27 protein-coding genes and 2 riboswitches are annotated in these 26,315 nt (G+C 68.1%); of the genes, 12 read left to right on the top strand and 15 right to left on the bottom strand.

What is annotated here, in order from left to right:
• Window positions 1-266: 266 nt before the first annotated feature.
• From ABL843_RS19260 to ABL843_RS19240, 5 genes are all read left to right on the top strand, one after another.
• Window positions 267-1,568, top strand: a complete 1,302-nt coding sequence (locus tag ABL843_RS19260) for a UDP-N-acetylglucosamine 1-carboxyvinyltransferase (RefSeq protein ID WP_418116900.1) — start codon at window positions 267-269, stop codon at window positions 1,566-1,568.
• Window positions 1,569-1,660: 92 nt separating this feature from the next.
• A complete protein-coding gene (locus tag ABL843_RS19255) occupies window positions 1,661-2,707 on the top strand; it encodes an NAD(P)H-dependent flavin oxidoreductase (protein ID WP_418116899.1) in 1,047 nt (348 codons plus the stop codon).
• A gap of 26 nt (window positions 2,708-2,733) precedes the next feature.
• Window positions 2,734-3,411 carry an alpha/beta hydrolase gene (locus tag ABL843_RS19250; protein WP_418116898.1) on the top strand — a complete coding sequence of 226 codons (678 nt, stop codon included), beginning with the start codon at window positions 2,734-2,736 and terminating at the stop codon, window positions 3,409-3,411.
• 124 nt (window positions 3,412-3,535) lie between these two features.
• Window positions 3,536-4,444, top strand: coding sequence for a DUF3014 domain-containing protein (locus tag ABL843_RS19245; protein ID WP_418116897.1), 909 nt, complete (start codon window positions 3,536-3,538; stop codon window positions 4,442-4,444).
• A gap of 107 nt (window positions 4,445-4,551) precedes the next feature.
• Entirely contained in the window at window positions 4,552-4,806 is a 255-nt protein-coding gene (locus ABL843_RS19240; protein ID WP_126021907.1) for a hypothetical protein, read from the top strand.
• Window positions 4,807-4,840: 34 nt separating this feature from the next.
• Here ABL843_RS19240 and gcvP read toward each other — a convergent pair whose 3' ends face one another.
• From gcvP to ABL843_RS19200, 8 genes are all read right to left on the bottom strand, one after another.
• The gene (gene gcvP / locus ABL843_RS19235; protein WP_418116896.1) at window positions 4,841-7,756 is read right to left on the bottom strand and encodes an aminomethyl-transferring glycine dehydrogenase; all 2,916 of its coding nucleotides are present in this window, start codon (window positions 7,754-7,756) and stop codon (window positions 4,841-4,843) included.
• A 168-nt stretch (window positions 7,757-7,924) separates the two neighbouring features.
• The gene (gene gcvH / locus ABL843_RS19230) at window positions 7,925-8,296 is read right to left on the bottom strand and encodes a glycine cleavage system protein GcvH (RefSeq protein ID WP_126182265.1); all 372 of its coding nucleotides are present in this window, start codon (window positions 8,294-8,296) and stop codon (window positions 7,925-7,927) included.
• A gap of 53 nt (window positions 8,297-8,349) precedes the next feature.
• The gene (gcvT, locus tag ABL843_RS19225; RefSeq protein WP_418116895.1) at window positions 8,350-9,522 is read right to left on the bottom strand and encodes a glycine cleavage system aminomethyltransferase GcvT; all 1,173 of its coding nucleotides are present in this window, start codon (window positions 9,520-9,522) and stop codon (window positions 8,350-8,352) included.
• 45 nt (window positions 9,523-9,567) lie between these two features.
• Window positions 9,568-9,681, bottom strand: a riboswitch (glycine riboswitch).
• 12 nt (window positions 9,682-9,693) lie between these two features.
• Window positions 9,694-9,790: riboswitch (glycine riboswitch) on the bottom strand.
• Window positions 9,791-9,810: 20 nt separating this feature from the next.
• Entirely contained in the window at window positions 9,811-10,020 is a 210-nt protein-coding gene (locus ABL843_RS19220; protein ID WP_418116894.1) for a DUF6506 family protein, read from the bottom strand.
• 313 nt (window positions 10,021-10,333) lie between these two features.
• The gene (locus tag ABL843_RS19215) at window positions 10,334-10,744 is read right to left on the bottom strand and encodes a YkvA family protein (protein WP_418116893.1); all 411 of its coding nucleotides are present in this window, start codon (window positions 10,742-10,744) and stop codon (window positions 10,334-10,336) included.
• Window positions 10,745-10,793: 49 nt separating this feature from the next.
• Complete coding sequence (locus tag ABL843_RS19210) at window positions 10,794-11,342, bottom strand: hypothetical protein (protein WP_126021911.1); 549 nt, start codon at window positions 11,340-11,342, stop codon at window positions 10,794-10,796.
• A gap of 113 nt (window positions 11,343-11,455) precedes the next feature.
• A complete protein-coding gene (locus ABL843_RS19205; RefSeq protein ID WP_418116892.1) occupies window positions 11,456-11,914 on the bottom strand; it encodes a hypothetical protein in 459 nt (152 codons plus the stop codon).
• An 81-nt stretch (window positions 11,915-11,995) separates the two neighbouring features.
• Window positions 11,996-13,183 (bottom strand): MFS transporter, encoded by a 1,188-nt coding sequence (locus ABL843_RS19200; RefSeq protein ID WP_418116890.1) that lies wholly within the window; start codon window positions 13,181-13,183, stop codon window positions 11,996-11,998.
• Between the two features lie 98 nt (window positions 13,184-13,281).
• Between ABL843_RS19200 and ABL843_RS19195 the strand changes: the two genes are divergently transcribed.
• Window positions 13,282-14,064, top strand: coding sequence for an AraC family transcriptional regulator (locus tag ABL843_RS19195; protein WP_369661761.1), 783 nt, complete (start codon window positions 13,282-13,284; stop codon window positions 14,062-14,064).
• Window positions 14,065-14,082: 18 nt separating this feature from the next.
• Here ABL843_RS19195 and ABL843_RS19190 read toward each other — a convergent pair whose 3' ends face one another.
• The 4 genes from ABL843_RS19190 to denD form a co-directional block, all read right to left on the bottom strand.
• On the bottom strand, window positions 14,083-15,375 hold the full coding sequence (locus ABL843_RS19190; RefSeq protein ID WP_184636902.1) for a TRAP transporter large permease: 1,293 nt from the start codon (window positions 15,373-15,375) through the stop codon (window positions 14,083-14,085).
• Between the two features lie 11 nt (window positions 15,376-15,386).
• Window positions 15,387-15,899: a TRAP transporter small permease gene (locus tag ABL843_RS19185; RefSeq protein ID WP_176666913.1), complete on the bottom strand. Its 513-nt coding sequence runs from the start codon at window positions 15,897-15,899 to the stop codon at window positions 15,387-15,389.
• A gap of 100 nt (window positions 15,900-15,999) precedes the next feature.
• On the bottom strand, window positions 16,000-16,974 hold the full coding sequence (locus ABL843_RS19180; protein ID WP_184636904.1) for a TRAP transporter substrate-binding protein: 975 nt from the start codon (window positions 16,972-16,974) through the stop codon (window positions 16,000-16,002).
• Window positions 16,975-17,019: 45 nt separating this feature from the next.
• Window positions 17,020-18,039: a D-erythronate dehydrogenase gene (gene denD, locus ABL843_RS19175; RefSeq protein WP_418116889.1), complete on the bottom strand. Its 1,020-nt coding sequence runs from the start codon at window positions 18,037-18,039 to the stop codon at window positions 17,020-17,022.
• A 144-nt stretch (window positions 18,040-18,183) separates the two neighbouring features.
• On the opposite strand from denD, the gene ABL843_RS19170 reads away from it, so the two are divergent.
• Both ABL843_RS19170 and ABL843_RS19165 read left to right on the top strand, forming a co-directional pair.
• A complete protein-coding gene (locus ABL843_RS19170) occupies window positions 18,184-18,456 on the top strand; it encodes a hypothetical protein (protein WP_418116888.1) in 273 nt (90 codons plus the stop codon).
• On the top strand, window positions 18,453-19,514 hold the full coding sequence (locus ABL843_RS19165; protein WP_418116887.1) for a hypothetical protein: 1,062 nt from the start codon (window positions 18,453-18,455) through the stop codon (window positions 19,512-19,514). Before ABL843_RS19170 ends, ABL843_RS19165 begins: the two co-directional genes overlap by 4 nt.
• A gap of 75 nt (window positions 19,515-19,589) precedes the next feature.
• Here the strand turns inward: ABL843_RS19165 and ABL843_RS19160 are convergent, their stop codons facing one another.
• Window positions 19,590-21,287 carry an electron transfer flavoprotein-ubiquinone oxidoreductase gene (locus ABL843_RS19160; protein WP_418116886.1) on the bottom strand — a complete coding sequence of 566 codons (1,698 nt, stop codon included), beginning with the start codon at window positions 21,285-21,287 and terminating at the stop codon, window positions 19,590-19,592.
• Window positions 21,288-21,450: 163 nt separating this feature from the next.
• On the opposite strand from ABL843_RS19160, the gene ABL843_RS19155 reads away from it, so the two are divergent.
• Genes ABL843_RS19155 through ABL843_RS19140 form a run of 4 tightly spaced genes read left to right on the top strand, consistent with a single transcriptional unit; the run spans window position 21,451 to window position 24,267 of the window.
• Entirely contained in the window at window positions 21,451-22,233 is a 783-nt protein-coding gene (locus tag ABL843_RS19155) for an SDR family oxidoreductase (RefSeq protein ID WP_126021921.1), read from the top strand.
• Window positions 22,234-22,253: 20 nt separating this feature from the next.
• Window positions 22,254-23,144, top strand: coding sequence for a DMT family transporter (locus ABL843_RS19150; RefSeq protein ID WP_418120490.1), 891 nt, complete (start codon window positions 22,254-22,256; stop codon window positions 23,142-23,144).
• The gene (locus ABL843_RS19145) at window positions 23,141-23,566 is read left to right on the top strand and encodes an acyl-CoA thioesterase (protein ID WP_126021922.1); all 426 of its coding nucleotides are present in this window, start codon (window positions 23,141-23,143) and stop codon (window positions 23,564-23,566) included. The genes ABL843_RS19150 and ABL843_RS19145 overlap by 4 nt, the downstream gene beginning before the upstream one ends.
• Entirely contained in the window at window positions 23,563-24,267 is a 705-nt protein-coding gene (locus tag ABL843_RS19140; RefSeq protein ID WP_418116885.1) for a M949_RS01915 family surface polysaccharide biosynthesis protein, read from the top strand. The genes ABL843_RS19145 and ABL843_RS19140 overlap by 4 nt, the downstream gene beginning before the upstream one ends.
• A 15-nt stretch (window positions 24,268-24,282) precedes the next feature.
• Here ABL843_RS19140 and ABL843_RS19135 read toward each other — a convergent pair whose 3' ends face one another.
• Both ABL843_RS19135 and ABL843_RS19130 read right to left on the bottom strand, forming a co-directional pair.
• Complete coding sequence (locus ABL843_RS19135) at window positions 24,283-25,635, bottom strand: sensor histidine kinase (RefSeq protein WP_184636915.1); 1,353 nt, start codon at window positions 25,633-25,635, stop codon at window positions 24,283-24,285.
• Window positions 25,632-26,306, bottom strand: a complete 675-nt coding sequence (locus tag ABL843_RS19130) for a response regulator transcription factor (RefSeq protein WP_126021925.1) — start codon at window positions 26,304-26,306, stop codon at window positions 25,632-25,634. The genes ABL843_RS19135 and ABL843_RS19130 overlap by 4 nt, the downstream gene beginning before the upstream one ends.
• Window positions 26,307-26,315: the final 9 nt, after the last annotated feature.

Raw genomic sequence — 26,315 nt, 5'->3', positions numbered from 1 at the left:
GCTGGGTGCAGCCAATCTAGGGGAGCCGGCGTGGGTGGGGGAGTAACAAGTTCGTCGCGAGTCGGTCCGCGAACGCGCCGATGGAATCCGAAAGTAATGCGAAAGAGTTGCCAATCTGGCGTCTTCTGCCTTGAGTTCTTACAACTCGGCCCCGTTCATGCCGCTTTCAGACGGTAAAGTCCTGTCTCCCGTTTCGGACTATTTCCGAACCTTTTCCTGCCGCCTCCACCCCGGTCGCTTTCCCGCCTTCTCGCGCGCTCTTCTCCATGTCCAACCTCATCGTGCACGGCGGTACGCCGCTGCGTGGCCGCATTACCCCTTCCGCCAACAAGAACGCAGTGCTGCCGGTGCTCTGCGCCACGCTTCTCACCTGGGAGCCGCTGCGCCTGCATGGGGTGCCCGACATCACCGACGTGCGCAAGATCCTGGACATCTTCCGCACCCTCGGCAGCGACGTGCGCATGGACCACGAAACGGGCACGCTCGAACTGCACCACCGCGAGACGGCCTTCGACGCGTCGCGCCATCGGCTGCCGGAGGAGATGCGCTCGTCGATCATGCTGGTGCCGCCGCTGCTGGCGCGTTTCGGCGTGGCGCGGCTGGAGGACAACGTCAAGGGCTGCACGCTGGGCGTGCGCGAGATCGATCCGCACGTGGAGGTGTTCCAGCGCTTCGGCGGCGAGGTGGAGCGCACCGAGGGCTCGCTGCTGGTGCGCAGCAAGGGCCGGCTGATGCCCACCGACCACTGGCTGGACTACGCCTCGGTCACGACCACCGAGAACTTCGTGCTGTGCGCGGCGGCAACCGACGGCGCCTCGACGCTGACCAACGCGGCATCGGAGCCGCACGTGCAGGAGTTCTGCCGCTTCATGTCGATGATCGGCGTGCGCATCGAGGGCATCGGCACCTCGCGGCTCACGGTGCATGGCGGCGGCACGCTCAAGGGCGGCGAGTTCCGCTTCGACGAAGACTTCCACGAGATCACCACCTTCCTGGCGCTGGGCGCCATCACCGGCGGCGACGTGATCGTGCGCAACAGCGCGCCGGAAAACTTTCCGCTACTGGACCGCACCTTCGCCAAGTTCGGTGTGCAGATCGAGCACAAGGAAGGCTGGTCGCGCGCCATCCGCAACGGCCCGCTGAAGGTGCAGACGCCGTTCACGAGCAACGTGCTCACCAAGGTGGAGGCGGCGCCGTGGCCCTACTTCCCGGTGGACCTGCTGCCGATCTTCATCGCGCTGGGCGTTCGTGCCGAAGGCAACGCGATGTTCTGGAACAAGGTCTACGACGGCGCGCTGGGCTGGACGGGCGAGCTCTCGAAGTTCGGCGCGCACGTGTTCTCGTCCGACCCGCACCGGCTCATCACCTTCGGCGGCAATCCGCTGACGCCGGCGGTGGTCGAGAGCCCGTACATCATCCGCGTGGCGATAGCGCTCTTCATGGTGGCGGCCAGCATCGAGGGCCGTTCCGAGATCCGCAACGCGGCGCCCATCCGCCGCGCGCATCCGCGCTTCGTCGAGAACCTGCGCAGCCTGGGCGTGCAGGTGGAGTGGACGAGCGAGGAGTGAGCTGAAGCGGGGCGATGACCCTGCCGCCGCGGCGACCTCCGGCTTGGCCGGAGAATGGCCGGCATTCGACGAAACAGAAGGAGCGCCCTCGAATGACCACGCTGCAACAACTCCTCGGAACGGAACTTCCGCTCATCCAGGCCCCGATGGCCGGCATACAGGTCAGCGCGATGGCCATCGCGGTCAGCAATGCCGGCGGCCTGGGCTCCCTGCCGGCGGCCATGCTGGGCACCGACGCCCTGCGCAGCGAGATCGCCGCGATCCGCGCTGGCACCGACAAGCCCTACAACGTCAATTTCTTCTGCCACACGCCGCCCGTGCCCAGCGCCGAGCGCGAGGCCACCTGGCGCACAGCGCTGGCGCCTTACTACGCCGAGTACGGCATCGACGCCGCGAGCATTCCGGCCGGGCCGGGGCGCAACCCCTTCAGCGCCGAAGTGGCCGACTTGCTGGCCGAGTTCCGGCCGCCGGTGGTGAGCTTCCATTTCGGGCTGCCTCCCGAGGCGTTGCTGGCGCAGGTGCATGGCTGGGGCGCCAAGGTGCTGGCCTCGGCCACCACGGTCGAAGAGGCGCTGTGGCTTGAGGCGCATGGCGCCGACGCGGTCATCGCGCAGGGGCTGGAGGCAGGCGGGCATCGCGGCCATTTCCTCTCGCACGACCTGACGAAGCAGCTCGGCACCTTCGCGCTGCTGCCACAGCTGGTCAAGGCGGTGAAGCTGCCGGTGATCGCCGCGGGCGGCATTGCGGATGCCGATGGCGTGGCGGCGGCGATGTCGCTGGGCGCGGCGGGCGTGCAGATCGGCACGGCCTACATGCTGACGCCCGAGGCGACGACCAGCGCGCTGCATCGCGCGGCGCTCAAGAGCGAGGCGGCGCGGCACACGGCGCTCACCAATCTCTTCACCGGGCGGCCGGCGCGCGGCATCGTCAATCGCGTGATGCGCGACCTGGGCCCGATCGGTTCGGCGGCTCCTGAGTTTCCGCTGGCCACCTCGGCCATCGCGCCGCTGCGCGCCAAGGCCGAAGCGAAGGGCAGCGGCGACTTCTCTGCGCTGTGGTCGGGGCAGAACGCGACCGGCTGCCGCGAGATTCCGGCGGCCGAGCTCACCCGTGCGCTGGCAGAAGGATTCCGCCGATAGGAACGACAAGAGAAAAGTCCAGGACCATGACCCAGCTTCACCTGCCCCTGAAATTCCTCGCGCACGGCGCGCAACCCGGTGTTCGCGAGCCCTGGCTGCTGGTGCTGATGCACGGCGTCGGCAGCAACGAGCAGGACCTGTTCGGCCTCGCGCGGATGATGCCACCGCAGTTTCACGTGCTGAGCCTGCGCGCGCCCTATGTGCTGTCGCCCGACTCCTACGCGTGGTTCGAGTTCGAGGTGCTGCCCGGCGGCGAACGCCGCATCGACGAGGAGCAGGAGCGCGAGAGCCGCTTTCTCGTCGGCGAGATGGTCGCCTCGGCCGCGCAGCAGCTGGGCGTGCCTGCCGAGCGCGTGATCGTCGGCGGCTTCAGCCAGGGCGGGATCATGGCGCTGTCGCTGCTGCTGACCAAGCCCGAGAGCGTGCGCGCCGCCATGGTGTGGCACAGCCGGCTGCTGTCGCAGGTGGTGCCGCACATCGCGCCGCCCGAGGCCTTCGAGGGCAAGGCGCTGTGGGTGAGCCATGGCAGCGCCGACAACGTGATTCCGCCGAGCGCGGCGCAGGCCACGCGCGAACTGGCGCGCACGCTGCCGCTGGCGCTGTCGGGCACGGACTTTCCGGGCGCGCACGAGATCCGTCCGGCCGAGCTGCAGGCCACGCTGGCGTGGCTGCAGTCGCTGAGCGCGCAGGCAGGCCCAGCTTGAACGACTGAACTTCAGCGCGGTCGCCGCGTCACAGGGCGTTACGACGAGGCGGGCCGGCCATGACCCGATCTGGTGCACCATAGCCGCTCGCCTTCCTGACACTCCAGCACAAGGAACCGCCCCTATGTCCGACAGCGACACCCGCGACACCCCCGAGTTCAGGCCCCGCCGCGAAACGCCCATAGGAACCATCGTCGTCGGCGTGCTCGTGCTGCTCGCGGCCGCGTTCCTCGGCTGGCGCTGGTACCAGCAACAGCAGCAGGCCCCCGAGGCCACGCCGGTGGCCACGGCCCCGAACGACGGGGCGCCGCCCGCGCCGGCACCCGCGCCCGCACCTCAATCCCAGGAACCGCGAAACCCGATGGATGGGATCGCGGTGCCCGACGCGGGCCTGACCACTGCCACCGACACCGATACGCGCGTGATGAAGGCGCTGGTCGACCTGTTCGGCAGCAAGAACGTGGCCGACTTCCTGCAGTTCGACGGCATCGTGCGCCGCTTCGTGGCGACGGTGGACAACCTCGCGCGCGAGCAGGCGCCCGCGAGCGCGTGGCCGGTGCAGCAGACCAAACAGCGCTTCATCACCTCGGGGCAGGGCGACAAGCAGGTCATCGCCGCCAACAACGCGGCGCGCTACAACCCCATCGTGCTGTTCGCCGGGTCGGTCGATCCGGCGAAGGCGGCCAAGGCCTATGCGCGGCTCTATCCGCTCTTCCAGAAGGCCTATGAAGAGCTGGGCTATCCGGGGCGCTACTTCAACGACAGGCTCGTCGCCGTGATCGACCACCTGCTGCAGGCGCCCGAGCCCGCCGGTCCGGTGCAGGTGCGGCTGGTCGAGGTGAAGGGCGACGTTCCCTCGCAGCGCCCGTGGGTGCGTTACGAGTACGCCGATCCGCAGCTGGAGGCCATGTCGTCGGGCCAGAAGATCATGGTGCGCATGGGCCTGGAGAACGAGCGCAAGGTGAAGGCCGCCATGCGCGCCTTCCGCGAGCAGGTGGCCACGGGCGACGTGGCCAGGAAGAAGCAGCCCTGACGCAGCGGGCGTTCTTCCGGCGCTCCGTGTAGGCGCACACCGATTGCATGCCCTGCGGTTGTCGCGGAGGCTTGGTTGCCGAAACCCAAGCTCCGGAGGACAACCGTATGAACCAGATGAGCGTCGACCTCTACCAGAGTGCCACCGATTCGGAGAAATTCCTTGCGCTTCCCGCGGGCACAGACCCCGCCGAACTCATGGGCCCGATGACCTTCGACCGGGACTACGCGCAGATCAAACGTTACCGCGAGGCATTCATGTTCGATCCGTCGGAGGCCTATGCGGGCGTCAATGCCGCGAAGATCGCGGCCGACATCCTCACCGTGAAGTGGGCGACCTACCGCCGCGACCCTTCGTCATAGAAGGACGCGGCTTCCTTTCCTTCGGTCACTTCGCTCAGGCCTCTTCGGCTTCCTCGCTGTACTCGCTCACCGGCACGCAGCTGCAGAACAGGTTGCGGTCGCCGTAGACGTTGTCGACGCGGCCGACCGGCGGCCAGTACTTGGCGTTCTTGAGCTCGGCCAGCGGGAAGGCGCCGAGTTCGCGCGAGTAGGGGTGGCTCCACTCGGTGCCCAGCAGGCTCGCGGCCGTGTGCGGCGCGTGCTTGAGCGGGTTGTCCTCCTTCGGCCAGACGCCTTCCTCGATGCGGCGGATCTCGCCGCGGATGGCGATCATCGCGTCGATGAAACGGTCGAGCTCGGCCAGCGGCTCGCTTTCGGTGGGCTCCACCATCAGCGTGCCGGGCACGGGGAAGCTCAGCGTGGGCGCGTGGAAGCCGTAGTCGATCAGGCGCTTGGCTACGTCCTCTGCGGTGACGCCGCTGGTGTCCTTGAGCGGGCGCAGGTCCAGGATGCACTCGTGCGCGACGTGGCCGTTGGGGCTGGAATATAGCGTCGGGTAGTGGTCCTTCAGGCGCGCGCTGATGTAGTTGGCGCTCAGGATGGCCGTCTCGGTCGCGGCCTGCAGGCCCTTGGCGCCCATCATGCGGCAGTACATCCAGCTGATCGGCAGCACGGCCGCATTGCCCAGCGGCGCGGCCGACACCGCGCCCACGCCGTTCGACGCCACGCCGGCCGTGGCATGGCCCGGCAGGTAGGGCACGAGGTCTTCCACCACGCAGACCGGGCCCACGCCGGGGCCGCCGCCGCCGTGCGGAATGCAGAAGGTCTTGTGCAGGTTCAGGTGGCTCACGTCGCCGCCGAACTCGCCCGGCGCGGCCACGCCGACCAGCGCGTTCATGTTGGCACCGTCCACGTACACGCGGCCGCCATGTTCATGCACCAGTTCGCACAGCTCCTTCACGCGGGTCTCGAACACGCCGTGGGTGCTGGGGTAGGTGATCATCACCGCGGCCAGGTTGGCGCTGTGCTTCTCGCAGGCGCGCTTGAGGTCGTCGATGTCGACGTTGCCCTGCGCGTCGCAGGCCGTCACCACCACCTGCAGGCCCACCATCTGCGCGCTGGCCGGATTGGTGCCGTGCGCGGAAGACGGAATCAGGCAGATGTTGCGACGGCCCTGGCCCTTGGCCTCATGGAAGGACTTGATGGCCAGCAGGCCCGCGTACTCGCCCTGCGAGCCCGCATTGGGCTGCAGGCTGATGCCCGCGTAGCCGGTCGCCTCGCACAGCCAGGCACGCAGCTGGGCGTCGAGCTGGGCGTAGCCCTGCAGCTGGTCGGCCGGCGCGAAGGGGTGGATGTTGGCGAACTCGGGCCAGGTGATGGGGATCATCTCGCTGGTCGCGTTGAGCTTCATGGTGCAGCTGCCCAGCGGGATCATGCTGCGGTCGAGCGCCAGATCCTTGTCCGACAGGCTGCGGATGTAGCGCAGCATCGCCGTCTCGCTCTTGTGCGTGTTGAACACCGGGTGCGTGAGGAACGCGCTGGTGCGGCGCAGGTCTTCGGGGATCAGCGGCACGGTGCTGCCCGAAAGATCGTCGAAGCGCGGCGCCTTCGTGCCGGCGGGCGCGAACAGGGTCCACAGCGTCTCGACGTCGGCGCGCGTGCTGGTCTCGTCCAGCGAGATGCCCAGGTGCTGCTGCAGGCGCTGGCGCAGGTTGACGCCGGCCGCCTGCGCGCGCTCGATGATCGCCTGCGTGTCTTCGCCGGTGCGGATGGTCAGAGAGTCGAACGCGGTGGCGTTCACGGGTTCGCGGCCCATCTGCGAGAGGCCCTTGGCCAGCACGGCGGTGAGCGCGGCCACGCGCTGCGCGATGCGGGTGAGGCCGTCGGGGCCGTGGTACACGGCGTACATGCTGGCCACCACGGCCGGCAGCACCTGCGCGGTACAGATGTTGGAAGTGGCCTTCTCGCGGCGGATGTGCTGCTCGCGCGTCTGCAGCGCGAGGCGGTAGGCCGGCTGGCCGTGCGTGTCGACGCTCACGCCCACCAGGCGGCCCGGCAGCGAGCGCTTGAACTCGTCGCGGCAGGCCAGGTAGGCGGCGTGCGGGCCACCGTTGCAAAGCGGCATGCCGAAGCGCTGCGTGGTGCCGCACACGATGTCGGCGCCCCATTCGCCCGGAGGCGCGAGCAGCGTCAGCGCCAGCAGGTCGGCCGCGACGATGAAGGCGGCGTCGCACTGGTGCGCATGGCCCGCAAGCGGGCGCAGGTCGTGCACATGGCCGGTGGTGGCGGGGTACTGCGCGAGCACGCCGAAGAAGGCGCCGCTCACCATCAGGTGCGGCAGCGTTTCCGACACGGTGCTCACCTTGACCTCGATGCCCAGCGGCGCGGCGCGGGTCTTGATGACTTCGATGGTCTGCGGATGGCAGTCGCCCGAGACGAGGAACACGTTGCTCTTGCTTTTCACGCTGCGCTTGGCCAGCGTCATGGCCTCGGCGGCGGCCGTGGCTTCGTCGAGCATCGAGGCGTTGGCGATGGCCATGCCCGTGAGGTCGCACACCATCGTCTGGAAGTTGAGCAGGGCTTCCATGCGGCCCTGCGAGATCTCGGCCTGGTAGGGCGTGTAGGCGGTGTACCAGGCGGGGTTCTCGAGGATGTTGCGCAGGATCACGCCCGGCGTGTGGTTGCCGTAGTAGCCTTGGCCGATGAAGTTGCGGAACACCTTGTTCTTCGATGCCATCGCCTTCAGCTCGGCCAGCGCATCGGCTTCGGTGACCGGCGCGGGCAGGCGCATCGGCTTCGAGCGGCGGATGGCGGCGGGCACGATGCCGTCGATCAGCTCCGCGCGCGTTTCCGACCCGATCGCCGGCAGCATGCGCGCCTCGTCCGCCGCGTCGATGCCGATGTGGCGGGCAATGAATTCTTCGGCGTTCTCGAGTTCTTGCAGGGTGGGGAGGGCAGCGGGCTTCGACATGGCAGTGCTGTTGATAAGAGCTTGGGGCGGGGAAGCGGGGTCAGAACGCAGAAGTCGCGAAGGTTTCGCAGAGGTCGCAGAAGGAAAACCAAAAGATGATTCGGTTTCTTCTGCGACTTCTGCGTAGTTTTTGTATTCCTTCTGCGTTCGGCTGTCCGATTTCGAGGATCAGGATTCGGCAGCGAACTTGTCGTACGAGGCCGCGTCCAGCAGCGCGTCGAGCTGCGAGGGGTCGCTCAGCTTGACCTTGAAGAACCAGCCGGCGGCCAGCGGGTCGCTGTTGGCGAGAGAGGGGTCGGCGCGCAGCGCTTCGTTCACTTCGGTGATCTCGCCCGAGACGGGCATGAACACGTCGGCGGCGGCCTTCACCGATTCGACGACACCGGCGACTTCGCCCTGGGCGAAGGTCTTGCCGACTTCGGGCAGGTCGACGAACACCACGTCGCCCAGCGCGTCCTGCGCGTGCACGGTGATGCCGACGGTGGCCGCGTCGCCTTCGGCCGACACCCATTCGTGGTCCTTGGTGTACTTGATGCTCATGGTGGAAAAACTCCTCGTGGAAAAAATGGATCGGGGGTGCAGAGCCTAGCCGGTCAGCCGCGGTAGTAGCGGGTGGGCACGAAGGGCATGGTCGACACTTCCATCGGCACCGGCTTGCCGCGCACGATGGCCTGCACGCGCGTGCCGGGCTCGGCGAAGGCGGTGGCCACGTAGCCCATGGCGATGCAGCGGTCGGCCGTGGGGCCGAGCAGGCCGCTGGTGACGAGGCCGATGTCCTGGCCTTCGAAAGACTGCAGCACCGTGCCGTCGCGCACCGGAATGCGCTCCAGCGCCACCAGGCCCACCCGCTTGCGCTTCAGCGTGTCGTGGTCGGTGTGGCCGGCCGCGCCTGCAGTGGCTGCGGAGAGCTGCGCCAGCACCTTCGCTGCGCCCGGAAAGCCGCCCTCGCGCGCACCGCCCGCGCGGCGCACCTTCTGCATCGCCCAGTTGAGCGAGGCTTCGACGGGTGTGGTGGTGGTGTCGATGTCGTTGCCGTAGAGGCAAAGGCCCGCTTCGAGCCGCAGCGAATTGCGCGCGCCCAGGCCGATGGGCTTGACCTCGGGCTGGGCCAGCAGCAGGCGGGCGAGGCGCTCGGCGTCGGATGCGGCCACCGAGATCTCGAAGCCGTCTTCGCCGGTGTAGCCGCTGCGGGTGACGAAGGCCGCAATGCCGTCGATCTGCACCGCGCCGCCCGTCATGAACACGAAGCGCTCGATGCCGGGCGACAGCCGCGCCAGCGTGGCCGCGGCCTGCGGGCCCTGCAGCGCGAGCAGCGCGTGGTCGGGCAGGGGGCGCACCTCGCAGCGCGAGCCGATCTTCTGCTGGATGTGCGCGATGTCGGCCACCTTGCAGGCGCCGTTGACGATCACGAAGATCGAGCCGTTGCCCTCGTTGAAGAACATCAGGTCGTCGAGGATGCCGCCCTCGTCGTTCAGCAGCAGGCCGTAGCGCTGCTTGCCGGCGGGCAGGTCGATCACGTCGACGGGCATCAGGGTCTCGAAGGCGGCCGCGGCGTCGGGGCCGACCAGGCGCAATTGACCCATGTGGGAGATGTCGAACAGGCCGGCCGCGTCGCGGGTGTGCTTGTGCTCGGCCATCAGGCCGGCCGGGTACTGGACCGGCATCGAATAGCCGGCGAAGGGCACCATGCGGGCGCCCAGCTCCAGGTGGAGGTCATACAGCGGCGTCTTGAGAAGTTCGGTAGCGGGGGCGGAAGAAGCGGCCACGGGGCACTCCAAAGGGGCAGTCGAAATCCATGACGCAAGCCATGGGCCACCCCTGCTGTCCGCTTTACCTGAGAGATTCGCCCCACGATCGGGGTTTGCTCCTTCGGTGGGCCGCTGCTCCTGTTTTGGATGCGGCGGCCTCTCTCCAGCAAGGAAACGCCGGTTTTCACCGGCGCCTCGTCAGTCCTTTTGCCTGAGCGTTCGGGGGAAACAGCCCCCTGCGCCTTCGGCGGCCCCGGCATGCGGGGCTCTCTCCTGACTTTCGAGAGTGTAGTTGATCGGGTATCGCTAGGAGAACAGACGGTGCATCGAGTCGATCGACTCCGGCCCGTACGCGACCACGCCAACGGGCACGGCGTAGTCGATGGCCTCGATGATCTTGCCCGCCCACACGGGGCTGAATCCGCCGCAGAGTTCGATGAGCTGTACACCTTCCCGAACCATCTCCTGCGCAACCTCGATACCTTCGGAGGCGGTTGCGACTCCTACGACCTTCATTCGGAACTTGTCTGTTCCCTGATGCTGGACAAATCGGTCTCCCGTCACGATGAATCCGAAACTTGTGAGAGCCATGGGCTTGTTCTCCCTTTATGCATTGATGAGCGTTGAGGCAAGCGGTGCCTCTGGCGGCTGCTTGCTCGGTTCAGCGTACACCTTGCAGCGCTTCGCATCCGCAAGATTCATGACCACCGGTTCCAGATGTCCGATGTACGGTCGGACACGGTGAAGCAATGCCGAAGCCGCTGGCGTCGGCCGGCTTTTCATTCGCAGCGATTCGGCGCGCTCCGCAACGACCATCTTCTCGATGCGCTCAGCGCACCCACAGGTACCACGCCCCTGCGGCGACCGCGATCCACACGGCCACGACCAGCGCGGCGCCCCAGCGGCTGGTCGGCCTCGAGCCCGAGCTTTGCATCCAGGCATCGGCCCGCTCGCGGCATTCGGCGAGCACGGACGCGGGAATCAGCCGGATCGTGAGCCAGATCAGCCCCGGCAGCAGCAGCACGTCGTCGACGTAGCCCAGCACCGGAATGAAGTCGGGGATCAGGTCGATCGGGCTGAGCGCATAGGCCACCACGAAAACACCCAGCGCCTTCGCATACCAGGGCGTGGAGGCGTGCCGGCAGGCGAACCAGAGGGTGACGCCGTCGCGCTTGAGGCGCCTGGCCCAGCTGCGAAGGCGCTCGGACAACGAGGTGGAGGCGGGAAGCGGGGAATTCACCCGGCGATGGTGTCACAGGCCGTGGCGGCCATCGCCCCGATCGAAGTCCTCAGTGAATCACTTCGGCCGGCGGCAGCAGCCGGTCGATGCGCTCGCGCAGCGACTCGGCGCGCTCCGCGCCCGCGGTCTTCTCGATCTCGGTGAGCATCAGCGCGGCGATGGTCAGCATGGCGTTGCGGTCGCGCGCCTCGCGCAGGGCGTCGCGCATCTGCAGCGCGAACTTCGGGTCGCGGCGCACGAACATGCGCTCGCAGATGTCGAACAGGAACATGCGCGTGGTCGCCAGCGAACGCTTGCCGTCGAAGGTGTCGGCCGAGGTGGCGACCTGGATCGGCTCGACGGCGGGGATGGGCGAGGGCGCGGGCTGTGCGGGGGGCTCGGCTTCCGCCGCCGCGGCCTTCGTGCCCTGCAGGTAGCCCTTGTCGATCAGCGCCTGGATCGTCCGCTCGGCTTCATCGCGGTTGGGGAAGAGGGGACTGAAGTCGGTCAGGGAGCGCCGGCCGTCGGCCATCAGCAGCAGGGCGCGTTCGCGCTGGGTGAGCGTGCGCTGTCCGCCCTGGAGTTCGTTGCGCGCCTTGTCGGTCTTGGTGGGAAACATGGCAGCCACAGCTTTGGGGAAACGAAGGCTGCAGCATGGTTGCAAGTGGTGACACCTTCGTGAACCGTTTGGCTTACAGGGCCATTGCGTCCCGCCTCGTCCGGGCGCCTGCCTCAGCCGCCCGCGCTCTCCTTGCGGATGAGCCAGCGGCCCTCCACGCGCTGCAGCTCCAGCGTCTTGCGGCTCTTCTCGCGCAGCTTGTCGGCGCTGTAGGTCTGCTGGAAGCTGGCGGTGGCCGCCTGCCCCTTGAGGCTGATGACGAGGCTGTCGATCTCCACGCTGATGGCGGCCTTCTCTTCGATGCGCGTGCGGCGATCGGTCTCCCATGCCTTGCGATCCTGGCCGCGCGGGGGTGTGAAGTCGCTCGCATAGGCGGCGAGGTAGCGGGCCACGTCGCGTGCGGACCATGCGGCGGCCCAGGCGCGCACTGCGGCTTCGACTTCGCGGATGCCTGCTGCGGGATCGGCCGGTGCGGCGGCGGCTGCCGGCGCGACCGTCGTTGCCGGCCCGGCGGCGAAGGCCGCCGGAGCCAGCAGCACGCTCCCCAGTAGGCAGCTCAGGAATCGATTCATGGCGCGGTGTCCCTCCTTGTCGTTTCGCCGGCCCTTCGGCCCTGCGCCCGATTCTGGCAGCGAACATGCGCCGGGTCGCTGTCAGGCGGCGGCCCCCTCGGCGTCGGCCGGCATCGCCTGTATGGCGCGGTTGCGCAGCCGCAGCGCGAAGACCGTCGCCACGCACAGCACGCAGAGCACTGCCGTCAGCGTCACGCCGAGGCCGCGCGCGTCCGAGAGCATGCCGAAGAGCGGCGACACCAGCCCGCCCACCGAAAGCGCCAGCCCCAGCGCGATGCCGCTGGCCGTGGCCGGGTTGCGCGGCAGATAGTCCTGCGCGAGCGTCACCTGCGCGGCGAAGGGCAGGAACATGCACAGGCCGAAGAGCGCGGTGCAGGCAAGCGCCCATCCTGCGCTCGGGGCGAGCACGATGCCCGCGAGCGAGGGCAGTGCAAGCAGATAACCGGCGCGAATCGTGCCCATGCGCCCGATGCGGTCGCCCAGCCAGCCGCCGATCAGCGTGCCCACGGCGCCCGCCGCCGTGAACATGGTGAGCGCCGCCGCGCCCTGGAAGGCCGAACCTTGCAGGTCGCGCGTGATGCGCAGCGACAGCATCGACATCACCGTGACGTACGGAATCGACCAGCCCACGATGGTCGCCACCAGCAGCCCGAAGGCACGCCAGTCGTTGTGGGGCTTCATCAGGTGGTCGCCGGCCTTGCGGGCCGCTGCTGCGTTGCCCGAGGCCGCGCCGCGCCGCGCGTTCACGGCGAACCACACCACGCCCATCGCCAGCGCCGGCACGCCCAACAGGTAGCTGTGCGACAGGCTGCCGCCGCCCACGACGGTGGCCGCCAGCACCGGCGCGAAAGAGGCGCCGATGGTGCCGCCCACCGAGAACACGCTCATCGCCTTCTGCGAGCCGCCGCCGGCCGCGCGCGCCGCCACCGTGGCCGGTGGGTGGTAGGCCGCGATGCCCAGCCCGCACAGCGCCATCGCGATCCAGGTCAGCAGGTAGCTCTGGCCCAGCCCCGCCAGCACCACGCCCAGCGCGGCGACAAGGAAGCCCGTGGGCACCAGCCAGCTGCGCGGGTGCCGGTCGGCGTACAGGCCGAAGAGGGGCTGCACCACGCTCGACAGGCCCGTGGCCGCCAGCATCAGGCCGCTGACTGCCGTGTAGCTGTAGCCGCGCTCCAGCACCATGAAGGGCAGCAGGGCGGGCACGAGGCCCTGGTAGAGGTCGTTGACGGCATGGGTGCCGGTGAGCAGCCCGAGTCGGCGCTTGTTCATGACGGATGCTTCTTTCGTTTGCGGGAGGAGTGGAAAAAAGCATCGTAGGAAGCCGTGAGAAGATGTTCCTGCTACGAATTGGCAAGCATCGTCGAGAAATGGACAAAGAAATTGATCTCCGGCCGGAGCACGGCGAGTCGACCCCGCGCGCCGTCGCGGTGCTGGCGACCGACCCGGCGGGCGATGCCTTCATTCCGCCGCACACGCACCGGCGCGGCCAGCTCATCCACGCGATCTCGGGCGTGATGCTGGTGAGCGCCGCCGCCGGCAGCTGGGTGGTGCCGACCGGTCGCGGCGTGTGGGTGCCCGGCGGCATGGAGCACCAGATCCGCATGGCGGGCGAGGTGCGCATGCGCACCGTGTTCGTCGAACCCGGCACGCGGGCCGACCTGGGCAGCGAATGCCGCGTGATCCACGTCGGCGCGCTGCTGCGGGAGCTGATCGTCACGGCCGTGTCGCTGCCGCTGGACTACGCGCCGGGCGGCCGCGACGAGCGCGTGATGGAGCTGATCCTCGACGAGATCGAGGCCGCGCCTGCGCTCTCGCTGTACGTGCCGATGCCGCGCCACGCCCGGCTGGCCGCGCTGTGCGAAGAGCTGGTGCGCGACCCCTCGCTGCCCGCGACGCTGGACGACTGGGCCTCGCGTCTGCACATGAACACCCGCACGCTCGCGCGCCTGTTCCAGCGCGAGACGGGCATGAACTTCGGTGCGTGGTGCCGGCAGGCGAGGCTGCTGCTGAGCCTGCCCCGGCTGGCGGCGGGTGCGTCGATTCTTGAAGTGGCGCTGGCCCACGGCTACGAGAGCCCGAGCGCCTTCACCGCGATGTTCCGGCGCACGCTGGGCGTGCCGCCGAGCCAGTACCTGCACCGGCCGGGCTGAGCGCCGCAGCTTGCGGCGCTACTTGAACCCTAGCGTGTGCGGCAGCCAGGTGCTCAGCGCCGGCACGAAGGTCAGGATGAGCAGCACCGCGCCGTGCGCCCACAGGAACGGCACCAGTTCCTTCACCAGCGCCGTCATCGGCACCTTCGACACGTTGCAGGTCACGAACAGCAGTCCGCCGACCGGTGGCGTGATCATGCCCAGCGTGAGGTTGAAGATCACGATCATCGCGAAGTGCACCGGGTCGACGCCCAGCTTCACCGCCACCGGCGCGAGGATCGGCGCCAGCACCATCACGCCGGGCAGCGGCTCGATGAAGATGCCGAAGAGCAGCAGGAAGATGTTGACGATGATCAGGAACATCCACGGCGAGAGGTTCATGCCGATGAGCCACTCGGCCATCTGCTGCGGAATGCCCTCGATGGTCAGGATCCACGCGAACGAGGCCGACAGGCCGATGATGATCAGCACCGAGGCCGACAGCAGGGCCGAGCGCGAAAGAATGTCCGGCAGCGCCTTCCATTCGAGCGTGCGGTAGACGAACTTGCCGCACACCAGCGCGTAGAACACCGCCACCACCGAGGCCTCGGTGGGCGTAAACCAGCCCGCGCGCATGCCGCCCAGGATGACCACCGGCAGCAGGATCGCGGGAATCGCCTTCCAGGTCGTGATGAGGATCTCACGCAGCGGCGGTGTCTGCCCGTCGCCCTTGTAGTTGCGTTTCTTCGAGACGTAGAAGTTCACCAGGCACATCGCCACCGCGATCAGGATGCCCGGCAGGATGCCCGCTGCGAAGAGCGTGCCGACCGAGACCGTCTCGTCCTGCAGCGCGTAGATGATCATGATGATCGAGGGTGGAATGATCGGCCCCACGATCGCGGTCGAGGCGGTGAGCGCCGCCGCGTAGGAGCGGTCGTAGCCGGCCTTGTCCATCATCTTGATGAGCATCGACCCCGGCCCCGCTGCGTCGGCCAGCGCCGAGCCCGAGATGCCAGAGAAGAAGGTCAGCGACACCACGTTGGTGTAGCCCAGCCCGCCGCGCCGGTGGCCCACGAACTGGCCCGCGAAACGCAGCAGCACCTCGGTGAGCGAGCCGCCGCTCATGAGCTCGGCAGCCAGGATGAAAAAGGGCACCGCCATCAGCGGAAAGCTGTCGATGCCGGTGAAGGTTTCTTTCAGCAGCACCATCAGCGGATAGTTTTCCGCCAGGATCAGCGTGGTGGCGGTGGAAAGGCCCAGCGCGAAGGCCACCGGCACGCCGATGGCCAGGAACACGCAGGCGGAGACGATGAGAACGAGGCTTGCATCCATGGTCGTTCTCCTTACAGCGACGCGCTGGCGTTGGCGTCGAAGTGCGCGTCGGACGCGAACTCGCGGTTCAGCACGTAGCCGCGCACCACCAGCAGCCAGTGCACGACGAGCAGCACGCCGCCGAAGAGCATCGCGCTGTAGATGTAGGCGAACGGAATCTGCGTGACGGCGGTGAGCTGGAACATCGTGCGCTGCATGTAGAGCCAGCCGTACCACACCATGAAGCCGAAGAAGGCGAAGAGCAGCCCCGCCACCACGATGCGCAGCGCTACCGCGGCGCTGCGCGGCAGCGCGTCCTGCAGGTTCTCGACCGCGATGTGCCCGCCGTAGCGCAGCACCGGCCCGGCGCCCAGGAAGGTGAGCCAGATCATCATGTGGCGCGACACCTCTTCCGCCCATTCGAGCGACTGGCTGGTGGTGTAGCGCAGCACGACGTTGGTGAAGATGATGACCGACATGGCGGCCAGCAGAAGAATCAGCGCCCAGCGGTTGGCGGCGAGAAAGTAGCGCTCGAAGGCTTGCACTTTGAGTTGTTCTCTGTTGTTTCGGGAGAGAAGAAAAAACGAAGCGCCCGGCGCACTGTGGCGGACCGGGCGCGTTGCCGGAAGACCGGCTCGGGACGGCTTACTTGACGTCCGTAATCTTCTTGATGTTGTCCGCGCCGAATTCCTTGGCGTAGCTCACGTACGCCGGCTTCAGCGCCTCGCGGAAGGCAGCGCCGTCGACGGTGCGCGTGACCTTCATGCCGTCCTTCTCGAGCTGCGCGATGCCGTTGTTCTCGTCGTCGTTCACCTTCTTGCGCTGGGCGACGGCGGCCTTCTTCGCGGCCTCGGTAAACACCTTCTTGTCGGCGTCCGAGAGCTTGTTCCACACCTTCGGCGACAGCAGCAGGAGCGCCGGCGAATACACGTGGCCCGTGAGCGAGAGGTGCTTCTGCACCTGCGAGAACTTCGAGGCCAGGATCACCGGAATCGGGTTCTCCTGCCCGTCGACCGTGCCCTGCTGCAGCGCGCCGAAGAGCTCGGGGAAGGCCATCGGCGTGGGCAGGATGCCGAAGGTGCGGTAGCCGTCCATGTGCACCTTGTTTTCCATGGTGCGCATCTTCAGGCCGGCCGCGTCGGTGGGCTTGACGATGTCGCGCTTGCTGTTCGTCATGTGGCGGAAGCCGTTCTCCGTCCAGGCCAGCGCGATGATGCCCTTGCTCGGGAACTTGGTCAGGATGTCCTGGCCGATGGGGCCGTCCATCACCTTGCGCGCGTGGTCGTAGTCGCGGAAGAGGAAGGGAATGTCAACAATCTTCACCTCGGGCACGAAGTTGCCCACCGGGCCGGTCGAGGTGTTGACCAGGTCCTGCGTGCCGAGCTGGATGGCCTCGATCTGCTCGCGCTCGCCGCCCAGCGCCGAGTTGGCGAAGTGCTGGCACTTGTAGCGGCCTTGTGTGCCCTTCTCGATCTCGTCGCAGAACACCGTGGAGCCAACGCCGTAGTGCGACTCCTTGGAGGTCGCGTAGCCGATCTTGAGAACGGTGGGTGCCTGGGCGAAGGCGGAAGCGCCCAGGGCGAACGAAAGGCAGGCGGCGGCGATGTGGCCGAGTTTCATGATGTCTCCGGGGGTTGGGGTCAGGTGCGCGTCAGGCGCAACGGACTATGCAACACCGGGGAGCTTCACCGCGTCGGGATTTTCACGGACGTATTCGCGGATGACGGCCTCGAAGCTGTCGTCCGCCGCCAGGCCCAGCGCCTTCGCGCGCGCCGTTTCGATGCGCCCCGGCCAGGTCTTCACGATGCGCATGATCGCCGGGTCGGGCGTGCGGTCGAGCAAGGCGGTGGCGGCCTTGCCGGCCACGCGCTCCAGCGCCGCGGCCATCTCGCCCACCGTGGTCGGCAGCGAAGGCAGGTTCAGCGCGGTGCGTGGTCCCCATTGCGCATCGCTCGCCTCGGCGGCGCGGATGATGCCCTCGATGGTGCGAGCCGGTGACGCGATGGCGACAGGCGTCTCGTCGGGCACCGGGCAGGCCGCGCGCAGCCCCGCCAGCGGCTCGCGGATCATTCCGCTGAAGAAGCCCGAGGCCGCCCCGTTGGGCTTGCCCGGGCGCACGCTCACCGTCATGAGCCGCACGCTGCGCCCGCGCACGAAGCCCTTGCGCGTGAAATCGGCCACCAGCTGTTCACCAATGAATTTCTGGATGCCGTAGCTGGTCTGCGGCGTGGGAAGCGTGTGATCCTCGATCACCTTAGGCAGCGGCTGCTCGGGCGAATCGCCGAACACCGCGAGCGAGCTGGCGAAGACCAGCACCGGCTTCGTGCCGAGAGCGCGAACCCGCTCGAGCAGCGCATGCGTGGCGGCGAAGTTGCTGCGCATGCCGAGATCGAAGTCGGCCTCGCATTCGCCGCTCACCGCGGCCGCCAGGTGGAAGATGGCGTCGGCCTCGCGCCAGGGCGTGGCATCGGCCTGCGCCGAGAGCTGGTCGTTCAGGTCGCCGGTGATGGCCTTGATACGCGCGTCGGCCGTCAGGTCGGCCGGCGGGGCCGCGCGGTCGACCAGCGTGATGCGCTCGATGGGACGGGCCGCGGCGCCGGCCAGTGAAAGGCCGCCTTGCGCGAGCAGTGTTCGCGCGAGTCGCGCGCCCAGAAAGCCTGCGCCGCCGGTGATGATGATCTGCATGGGTCGGGTCTCCTGTCTTGTCTCCTGAGAGCTTCGAGGATAAGCGGGCAGCGGCGAGGGCGGGAGGCCTGTGGCATGCTCGATCTCAGCTTGTGCAGCGGAAACCGTCGCGACCGAGCGCCCCTCATCGACAGGAGACACTGCATGCTCACGGTCATCGTCTTGTGGCTTCTTGCCGTGGCATGGCTCGTTGCGAACGGCATGTTCGCCGAGAAGCCTTCGCCGCAGTACCGGCGCAGGCGAACCCTGGTGGCCTGGATGTTCCTGGGCGGTTGCGCGGGAGCGCTCGCCGGCCTGGCGGGGCCAGGCTTCTCGCTCGCGGGCTCCATCGTCAGTGCCGCGGCCGCCGGGTTCGTGGCGCGCAGCCTCGTTGCCGTGCGAAAGCCCGCCCCCGGTGCAGAAACAACGACGCCATGACGATCAAGTTCCCACCCGATTTCCTCGAGACCGTGCGGCAGCCGGTGCGCGTCGACGCCGATCTCGACAGCCAGTCCTCGTTCTTCTCGCGCAAGGAGATCAGGGATTTCTATCTTTCGGTGATCGAGAGCCCCGAGAAGAACGATGTGCTGCAGCTGGCGGCCGACGAACTGCCTCGTCTGCATCCCCACCGGGCCGCGCTGCTGGCGCTGTTCTGTGGCGCGCTCGTGGAGGACGGGGCCGACCCGCGCCTGCTCTTCGGCGCGGCGCTCGAACTCATGGCCGGCCTGCTCGTTTCGCTCGAAGCGTTCTGCGCGACACAGCCTCAGGACGATGGCGAAGAGGCAGACCCTGAAGAAGTCGCCGAATGGCAGGCTGCGGAGGCGGCCCTTGGCGCGCTGTCTGCACCGGAGCGTTTCGAGGTCGAGGCACGGCAGGCCGCGGCTGGCCTGCTGGTGCTTCCACTCATGACCATGCTCATGCGCGACGTGCGCAACCACCGCGCCCTGCTGGCCGACGGCGAACTGGTGGCGCGCATCGATGCGTTGGCCGTCAACGATTCGCTGCCGATCGACGGTCTGCACTTCCTGCAGGGTGCCGCCGAACTGGCCTACGAGGACGAACTGGTGGTGGTGCTCCCGGCCTCCGGCACCGGCATGGTGGTGAAGGCCCACGCCATCAACAACAACTTCCACGCGTTCTCGCTGCTGCAGAAGCTGATGCGCAAGCGCGCCAAGGCGCTCGGCATCCAGCCGCCCGCACGCGAGGCGGGCGCGACCGCAAGCCGCGACACCGACTGCGCCGAGTACCTGTGGCTGCAGGCCGATGCCTTCAGGAACGGCGAGCTGGTCGATCCCATGGCGTGGTCATGGGGCGAAGGCTCGCTGCGCGAGAACGCCCGCAGGCAGGGGCGGCTGGTGCTGGTGGCGCTGGACACGCAGGACAAGCCCAGCCGCACCTGGAACGGATTCAACCGCGTGCTCCATTCGGAGCAGAAGTCGCGCGTGTCGCTCGTGCGCATGCTCACGCCCGGGGAAGTGGCTTCTTACCTTGCCTGAAGCGGCGGGTCTTCCGGCCAGGCCAAGAAAAGGGCCCTCCGAAGAGGGCCTCGAGCGGCAAGAGGGCCGGGAGCCTTACATCCCCACGTAGTTCGGCCCGCCGCCACCTTCGGGCGTGACCCACACGATGTTCTGCGTCGGGTCCTTGATGTCGCAGGTCTTGCAGTGCACGCAGTTCTGCGCGTTGATCTGCAGGCGCTGCTTGCCGTCGTCGGTGCCGACGAACTCGTACACGCCGGCCGGGCAGTAGCGGCTTTCGGGGCCGGCGAACTTGGCCAGGTTGATGTTCACGGGCACCGTCGCGTCCTTGAGCGTCAGGTGGGCCGGCTGCTGCTCCTCATGGTTGGTGTTGCTGATGAACACGCTGGAGAGGCGGTCGAAGGTGAGCTTGCCGTCGGGCTTCGGGTAGACGATGGGCTTGCACTCCGAAGCTGGCTTCAGGTACAGGTGGTCGGGCTTGTCGCGGCGCAGCGTCCACGGGATGTGGCCCTTGAGCAGCCATTGCTCGACGCCGTTCATGAAGGTGGCGATGCCCAGGCCCTTCTTGAACCAGGCCTTGAAGTTGCGGGCCTTGTTCAGCTCGGTGTGCAGCCAGCTCTTCTCGAAGGCGGCTGGGTAGGCCGTGAGTTCGTCGTGCTGGCGGCCGGCCATGACCGCGTCGAAGGCGGCTTCGGCGCACAGCATGCCGGTCTTGATGGCGGCATGGCTGCCCTTGATGCGGCTCACGTTGAGATAGCCGGCCTCGCAGCCGACCAGTGCGCCGCCCGGGAACACCGTCTTGGGCAGTGACATCAGGCCGCCGGCCGTGATGGCGCGCGCGCCGTAGCCGATTCGCTTGGCGGGCTTGACGCCCTTGGACTCGTCGCCTTCCAGGTACCAGCGGATGTTGGGGTGCAGCTTCCAGCGCTGCATTTCCTCGAAGGGGCTCAGGTAGGGGTTGCTGTAGTCCAGGCCCGTGATGAAGCCCATCGTGACCTTGTTGTCCTCCATGTGATAGAGGAAGGCGCCGCCGTAGGTGTCGCTCTTCATCGGCCAGCCGGCGGTGTGCAGCACGAAGCCGGGCTGGTGGCGCTTGGGGTCGATTTCCCAGACCTCCTTCACGCCGATGCCGTAGGTCTGCGGGTCCTTGCCGGCATCGAGCTTGTATTTGGCGATGAGCTGGCGGCCCAGGTGGCCGCGCGCGCCTTCGGCGAACACGGTGTACTTGCCCAGCAGCTCCATGCCGAGCTGGAAGTTCTCGGTGGGCTCGCCGTCCTTGCCGACACCCATGTTGCCGGTGGCCACGCCGCGCACCGAGCCGTCTTCGTTGTAGAGCACCTCGGCGGCTGGGAAGCCCGGGAAGATCTCCACGCCCAGGTTCTCTGCCTGCTGGGCCAGCCACTTGGTGAAGGCGCCCAGGCTGATGATGTAGTTGCCGTGGTTCTGGAAGCAGGCCGGCAGGAAGAGGTTGGGGGTGCGCAGGCCCGACTTCTCGCCCAGGAACACCATCGCGTCGTCGGTGACCGGCTGGTTCAGCGGGGCGCCGAGTTCCTTCCAGTCGGGCAGCAGCTCGTTGAGCGCGCGCGGGTCCATGATGGCGCCCGAGAGGATGTGCGCGCCGGGCTCGGAGCCCTTCTCGAGCACCACGACCGAAATCTCCTTCTCGTGCTGCGCGGCGAGCTGCTTGAGCCGGATCGCGGTCGACAGGCCGGCCGGGCCGCCGCCGACCACGACCACGTCGTATTCCATGGCTTCGCGAGGGCCGAACTGAGCGAGGATTTCGTCGTGGGTCATCTGGGTTGGATCGATAATGATTTTTCGAGACGCGGGGGCTTCCCGGGATTGCGGGGCATTTTATGCGGCGTCCAGGCATGCTCCCTGTCGCGTCCGGCATGCTCCCCAGCGCTCGCGGGCGGGACTTCCCGCGTCACCTGCGCGACTCCACAGGATCCAGTTCATGGCTTACAGCATCGATCTCTCCGGCCGCGTGGCCTTCGTCACCGGCGCCTCCAGCGGGCTCGGTGCCCAGTTCGCGAAGACGCTGGCGCGTGCCGGCGCGGCGGTGGTGCTGGCGAGCCGCCGCGTCGAGAAGCTTAAGGAGCTGCGTGCGCGCATCGAGGGCGAGGGCCACGACGCCCACGTGGTCGAGCTCGACGTGACCGACATCGGCAGCATCAAGGCCGCCGTGGCGCGCGCCGAGACCGAGGTGGGCCCCATCGACATCCTGGTCAACAACTCGGGCGTGAGCACCACGCAGCGCCTGCAGGACGTGACGCCCGACGACTACGACTACATCTTCGACACCAACGTGAAGGGCAGCTTCTTCGTGGCGCAGGAGGTCGGCAAGCGCATGCTGGCCCGCGCCAGGGGCACGGCGCCGGGCACCTACATCGGCGGGCGCATCATCAACATCGCCTCCGCCGCGGCGCTCAAGGTCATGCCGCAGATCGGCACCTACTGCATGAGCAAGGCCGCGGTGGTGCAGATGACCAAGGCCATGGCGCTCGAGTGGGGCCGCTTCGGCATCAACGTGAACGCGCTGTGCCCGGGCTACATCACGACCGAGCTCAACGAGGAGCACTGGAGCACCGAGGGCGGCACCAAGCTGGTCAACATGCTGCCGCGCAAGCGCGTGGGCAAGCCCGAAGACCTCGACGGCCTGATCGTGCTGCTGGCCAGCGGCCAGAGCCACTTCGTGAACGGCGCCGTCATCGCGGCCGACGACGGGTTCGCGCTCTGAGCCCGCGGGCGTGGGTCGGCATCGCGGCCGGGCTGGCCGCAGGTGCGCTCTGGGGCCTGACCTTCGTGGCGCCGCGCATGGTGGGCCACTTCGGCATGGTCGACATCACCGCAGCGCGCTTCGCCATCTTCGGTGCCGTCTCGGCGCTGGCGGTGTTCGCGCGGCCGGCCGCCGTGCGCTGGCCCAACGGGCGGCAGGCGCTCGCGGCGCTGGGGCTCAGCGTGCTCGGCTTCAGCGGCTACTACCTGCTGCTGGCCTTCGGCATCCAGGCGGCGGGCACGGAGGTGCCCAGCCTCATCATCGGCACGATTCCCGTCTGGATGATGCTGCTGGGCCGCCCCGCAGGCCTGCGCATGAGCGCGCTGCTGCCGGGGCTGCTGCTCACGGGCGCGGGCATCGCGCTGATGATCTATGGCGCATGGTCGGCGCAGCACGGCGCGGGCGAGGCGACCGGTGCCCGCTTCGGCTGGGGCATCGCGCTGGCGTTGGCCGCCATGGCGAGCTGGACGGTGTACGGCCTGCTCAACGCGGCCTGGCTGCAGCGCCACACCGGGCTCAACGCGGCCGACTGGGCCAACTGGCTGGGCGTGGCGACCGGGCTCGGCGCCTTGCTGCTGTGGCTCATCGCGGGCAGCGACGTGGCCACGCTCCAGGCGCAGCCCGATGGCATGCTCTTCGTGTGGATCGCGCTGGCCAGCGGCTTCGGCTCGTCGTGGCTCGCGACCATTCTCTGGAACGTGGCCAGCCAGCGGCTGTCGGCCAGTCTCTGCGGGCAGCTGATCGTCAGCGAGACGCTGTTCGCGCTCCTGTATTCCTTCGTCTGGGACGGCCGCTGGCCGCAGGCCACCGAGTGGGCCGCGGCGGCGCTGTTCGTGCTGGGCATCCTCGCATCCATCAAGGCGCACCGATGAGAATCGAAATCCCCGAAAAGAAGAAGCTGGTGTACGAAACGTCCATTCCCATCCGCTGGGGCGACATGGACGCCATGGGCCACCTCAACAACGGCACCTACTTCCGCTACCTCGAAACCGCTCGCATCGACTGGATGCACTCCATCGGCTTCGAGCCGCAGCCCAACGGCGAGGGCATGGTGATCGTCAACGCCTTCTGCAACTTCTACCGGCAGATCGAGTACCCGGGCAACGTGCTGCTCAAGATGTACGTGAGCGATCCGGGCCGCACCACCTTCGAGAGCTGGGCCACCATGGCCCGCGAGGCCGAACCCGACGTGATTTGCGCCGCCGGAGGCGCGACCACGATCTGGGTCGACTTCCCGAAGCAGAAGGCGCTGACATTGCCCGACTGGCTGCGTGCGCTCGTGAGCGCCGAATGAGAAGAACGCTCCTGGCGGTCGCCTTGCTCGCATCGCTCGCCACCGGCAGCCATGCGCAGACGCCACCCGGCAAGAACGGTACCGAGTGCGCCGCCGGAGCGCCGTACCTGAACGCCGAGGCGCTGAAGAAGGTCGGGTTCGAACTTCCGGTGTTCAAGCGCTATTGCTACTCGGACAAGGCGGGCAGCCACGTCCTGCTGCTCGGCGAGAAGCAGGACCTGCCGTTCCCCGAGGAAAAGCTCTCTTCGGCCATCCAGGCCGCGCTCTACAAGGTCGGTGCCGACGGCGGCGGCCTGACGTCCGAGTGGTCGATCCGAGACTTCCCAGGCAGGGACGAGGCCGGCGTCAACTTCCGCTCGAAGCTCATCGAACTCACGGACATCGACGGCGACGGATTGGTCGATCCCATCCTCGTCTACCGCTTCTTCGAGCCAGACGGTGCCGACCGCATCGTCAACGACGATTTCGTCGGGCGCATCAAGATCGTCACCTTCCACCAGGGCCGCAAGGCGACCATCCACGCGATCACCGGCAACCTGGACGGCGACCGCAGGACCACGGCCAACGCCAGCTACTTCGCGCTGCCGAAACCGGTGCAGCAGCATCTCGTGAAGAAGATGGCGGCGATGTACTCCGCCGGCCAATTCGGCTTCGACAACTCCTACGGCTTCGTGCCGAGGAAGGATGTAGCCCGGCGCTGAGGTCGCTTCGCGCGGTCAGGCCTGCTGCAGCACGATCCGCGCCTCGAAGCCCTGCGCCGCGCCCGCCGGAGGCGAAGACAGCTCCAGCTTCGCGCCGTGCTTCTCCACGATGGTGCCCACGATGGAGATGCCCAGCCCGTAGCCCGCGCGGTCGGAGCTGTGGCGCACATGGCGCTCGCGCAGGGTGGCGAGCTGCTCGGGCGTGACGCCCTTGCCGGAGTCGCGCACGGCCAGCGTGGCGGGGCCCATCACCTCGATGACGACGCGGCCGCCGCCATAGCGCAGCGCGTTCTCCACCAGGTTGCGCAACGCGATGGCGAGCGCGTCGACGTCGCCGAGGGCCGCTGGGGCACCGCTGTCCGGTACCTTGAGCGCGAGGCGCTCGCTGTTCTGCGGGTCCTGCCAGAAGTCCTGCGCCACGGTGCCGGCGAGCTGCACGAGGTCGACCCGCGAGCGCGCGAGCGAGGCGCCCGATTCGGCGCGCGAGAGCTGCAGCAGCTTTTCCGTGCGATGGCTCAGCGTGCGCAGCGCGTCGAGCGCGGCTTGCACGTCGTTGCGCTGCAGGTCGTGCTCCAGCGCGGTCTGCAGCCGCAGCCTCGCGGCCGCGAGCGGGGTACGGAGCTCGTGCGCGGCATTGGCGGCCAGCGCGCGCTCCACGTCGAGCGAATGGGAGAGCCGCTCCAGCAGCCGGTTGACGTGGTCGCCGACGGTGCGCAGCTCCTTCGGCAGGCCGGGCAGGGTGATCGGGCTCAGGTCGGCGCCGCTGCGCTTCTCGATCTCCGCGGCCAGCTCCTGCAGCACCCGGAGTTCGGTGCGGGCCACGTTGCGCAGCACCAGCGCGAGCAGCGGGAGCACCGCGCCCAGCGGAATGATCAAGCCGAAGAGCGTGCGGTTGAGCGCATGGCGCCTCTCGTCCAGCGGGTCGGCCACCTGGAAGAACAGGCCCAGCGTCGGGTGGCGCACGGTGTAGATGCGCCAGGTCGGGTTGTTCGCGAAGCCGGCGGCCAGCGGCACGTCGAAGGTGTCGGCGGGCGTCTCCGCGGAGCGCAGCAGCACATGCTCGTGCAGGTCGACGATCTGGTAGATCACCGCGTCCTCGGAGAAGAGCTGCTTGGGCGCGATAAGCGGCTCTCGCGGCTGCTGCTCGCCCGGGTGCTGCAGCTTCTCGAGCTCCTGCACCGCCATCGCGAACATGCGGTGCGAGACCTCGACCAGTTCGTTGTCGAAGTTGTGGTTGATCTCGCGGTCCACGTACCAGACCACCGCGAACACGCAAAGCAGCCACACGCCGCCGACCCACAGGATCAGCGTGCGGGTCAGCCGCCCGGCGAGCGAGTCGCGCCCGGCGGCGAAGCTGGCCGGGGTCATTCGTCCTCGTCCGTCGAGAACGACAGCCGGTAGCCCAGCCCGCGCAGTGTCTGGATGTGGCTGCGGCCGAGCTTGCGCCGCAGGCGGCTGATGAAGACTTCGAGCGTGTTGCTGTCGGCCTCGTCGCCGAAGCCGTACAGCGCGTCGGCGAGGTTCTCGCGCGTGTGGATGCGCTCGGGCCGGGTGGCCATCACGCGCAGCAGCGCCCATTCCTTCTGCGTGAGAGTGATCGGCGAGCCGTGCTTGCGCACCATGTCGTGGGCGAGGTCGATCTCCAGCGTGCCCAGCTGCAGCACCGGCGAGCTGCTGGAGCTGCGCCGCCGCTCGACCGCACGCAGGCGCGCCAGCAGCTCGGCTGGGTCGTAGGGCTTGATCAGGTAGTCGTCGGCGCCGGCGTCCAGGCCGCGGATGCGGTCGGTCACCTGGTCGCGCGCGGTCAGCACGATGACGATGGGGCGCTCGGGCAGGGCACGTATCTGGGGCAGCAGCGAGAGGCCGTCTCCGTCGCCCAGGTGCAGGTCGAGCAGCACCGCCGCGTACTGCACCGACAGCAGCGCGCCGCGTGCATCCGCCAGGCTCGGCGCCACGTCGACCACGAAGGCCTTGGCCAGAAGGTAGCTGCAGACGGCATCTGCCAATGCAGTGTCATCTTCGACCAGCAATATGCGCACGCCATGTCC

It is taken from the genome of Variovorax sp. 350MFTsu5.1 (assembly GCF_048302515.1).
Taxonomy (GTDB): Bacteria; Pseudomonadota; Gammaproteobacteria; order Burkholderiales; family Burkholderiaceae_C; genus Variovorax; species Variovorax guangxiensis.
The sequence above is the reverse complement of the archived record's forward strand: the minus strand, read 5'-3'. Positions and strand labels throughout refer to the sequence as shown.

What these genes read in the sequence shown, in the direction of transcription:
- ABL843_RS19210 (WP_126021911.1), bottom strand. Translation starts at nt 11,342, where the DNA reads ATGTTTCCCACCAAGACCGACAAGGCGCGCAACGAACTCCAGGGCGGA.
- ABL843_RS19160 (WP_418116886.1), bottom strand. Translation starts at nt 21,287, where the DNA reads ATGACCCACGACGAAATCCTCGCTCAGTTCGGCCCTCGCGAAGCCATG.
- ABL843_RS19195 (WP_369661761.1), top strand. Translation starts at nt 13,282, where the DNA reads ATGGACAAAGAAATTGATCTCCGGCCGGAGCACGGCGAGTCGACCCCG.
- ABL843_RS19180 (WP_184636904.1), bottom strand. Translation starts at nt 16,974, where the DNA reads ATGAAACTCGGCCACATCGCCGCCGCCTGCCTTTCGTTCGCCCTGGGC.
- ABL843_RS19240 (WP_126021907.1), top strand. Translation starts at nt 4,552, where the DNA reads ATGAACCAGATGAGCGTCGACCTCTACCAGAGTGCCACCGATTCGGAG.
- ABL843_RS19165 (WP_418116887.1), top strand. Translation starts at nt 18,453, where the DNA reads ATGACGATCAAGTTCCCACCCGATTTCCTCGAGACCGTGCGGCAGCCG.
- ABL843_RS19145 (WP_126021922.1), top strand. Translation starts at nt 23,141, where the DNA reads ATGAGAATCGAAATCCCCGAAAAGAAGAAGCTGGTGTACGAAACGTCC.
- ABL843_RS19170 (WP_418116888.1), top strand. Translation starts at nt 18,184, where the DNA reads ATGCTCACGGTCATCGTCTTGTGGCTTCTTGCCGTGGCATGGCTCGTT.
- ABL843_RS19205 (WP_418116892.1), bottom strand. Translation starts at nt 11,914, where the DNA reads ATGAATCGATTCCTGAGCTGCCTACTGGGGAGCGTGCTGCTGGCTCCG.
- ABL843_RS19135 (WP_184636915.1), bottom strand. Translation starts at nt 25,635, where the DNA reads ATGACCCCGGCCAGCTTCGCCGCCGGGCGCGACTCGCTCGCCGGGCGG.
- gcvH (WP_126182265.1), bottom strand. Translation starts at nt 8,296, where the DNA reads ATGAGCATCAAGTACACCAAGGACCACGAATGGGTGTCGGCCGAAGGC.
- denD (WP_418116889.1), bottom strand. Translation starts at nt 18,039, where the DNA reads ATGCAGATCATCATCACCGGCGGCGCAGGCTTTCTGGGCGCGCGACTC.
- ABL843_RS19200 (WP_418116890.1), bottom strand. Translation starts at nt 13,183, where the DNA reads ATGAACAAGCGCCGACTCGGGCTGCTCACCGGCACCCATGCCGTCAAC.
- gcvP (WP_418116896.1), bottom strand. Translation starts at nt 7,756, where the DNA reads ATGTCGAAGCCCGCTGCCCTCCCCACCCTGCAAGAACTCGAGAACGCC.
- ABL843_RS19245 (WP_418116897.1), top strand. Translation starts at nt 3,536, where the DNA reads ATGTCCGACAGCGACACCCGCGACACCCCCGAGTTCAGGCCCCGCCGC.
- ABL843_RS19250 (WP_418116898.1), top strand. Translation starts at nt 2,734, where the DNA reads ATGACCCAGCTTCACCTGCCCCTGAAATTCCTCGCGCACGGCGCGCAA.
- ABL843_RS19220 (WP_418116894.1), bottom strand. Translation starts at nt 10,020, where the DNA reads ATGAAGGTCGTAGGAGTCGCAACCGCCTCCGAAGGTATCGAGGTTGCG.
- ABL843_RS19255 (WP_418116899.1), top strand. Translation starts at nt 1,661, where the DNA reads ATGACCACGCTGCAACAACTCCTCGGAACGGAACTTCCGCTCATCCAG.
- ABL843_RS19190 (WP_184636902.1), bottom strand. Translation starts at nt 15,375, where the DNA reads ATGGATGCAAGCCTCGTTCTCATCGTCTCCGCCTGCGTGTTCCTGGCC.
- ABL843_RS19140 (WP_418116885.1), top strand. Translation starts at nt 23,563, where the DNA reads ATGAGAAGAACGCTCCTGGCGGTCGCCTTGCTCGCATCGCTCGCCACC.
- ABL843_RS19155 (WP_126021921.1), top strand. Translation starts at nt 21,451, where the DNA reads ATGGCTTACAGCATCGATCTCTCCGGCCGCGTGGCCTTCGTCACCGGC.
- ABL843_RS19260 (WP_418116900.1), top strand. Translation starts at nt 267, where the DNA reads ATGTCCAACCTCATCGTGCACGGCGGTACGCCGCTGCGTGGCCGCATT.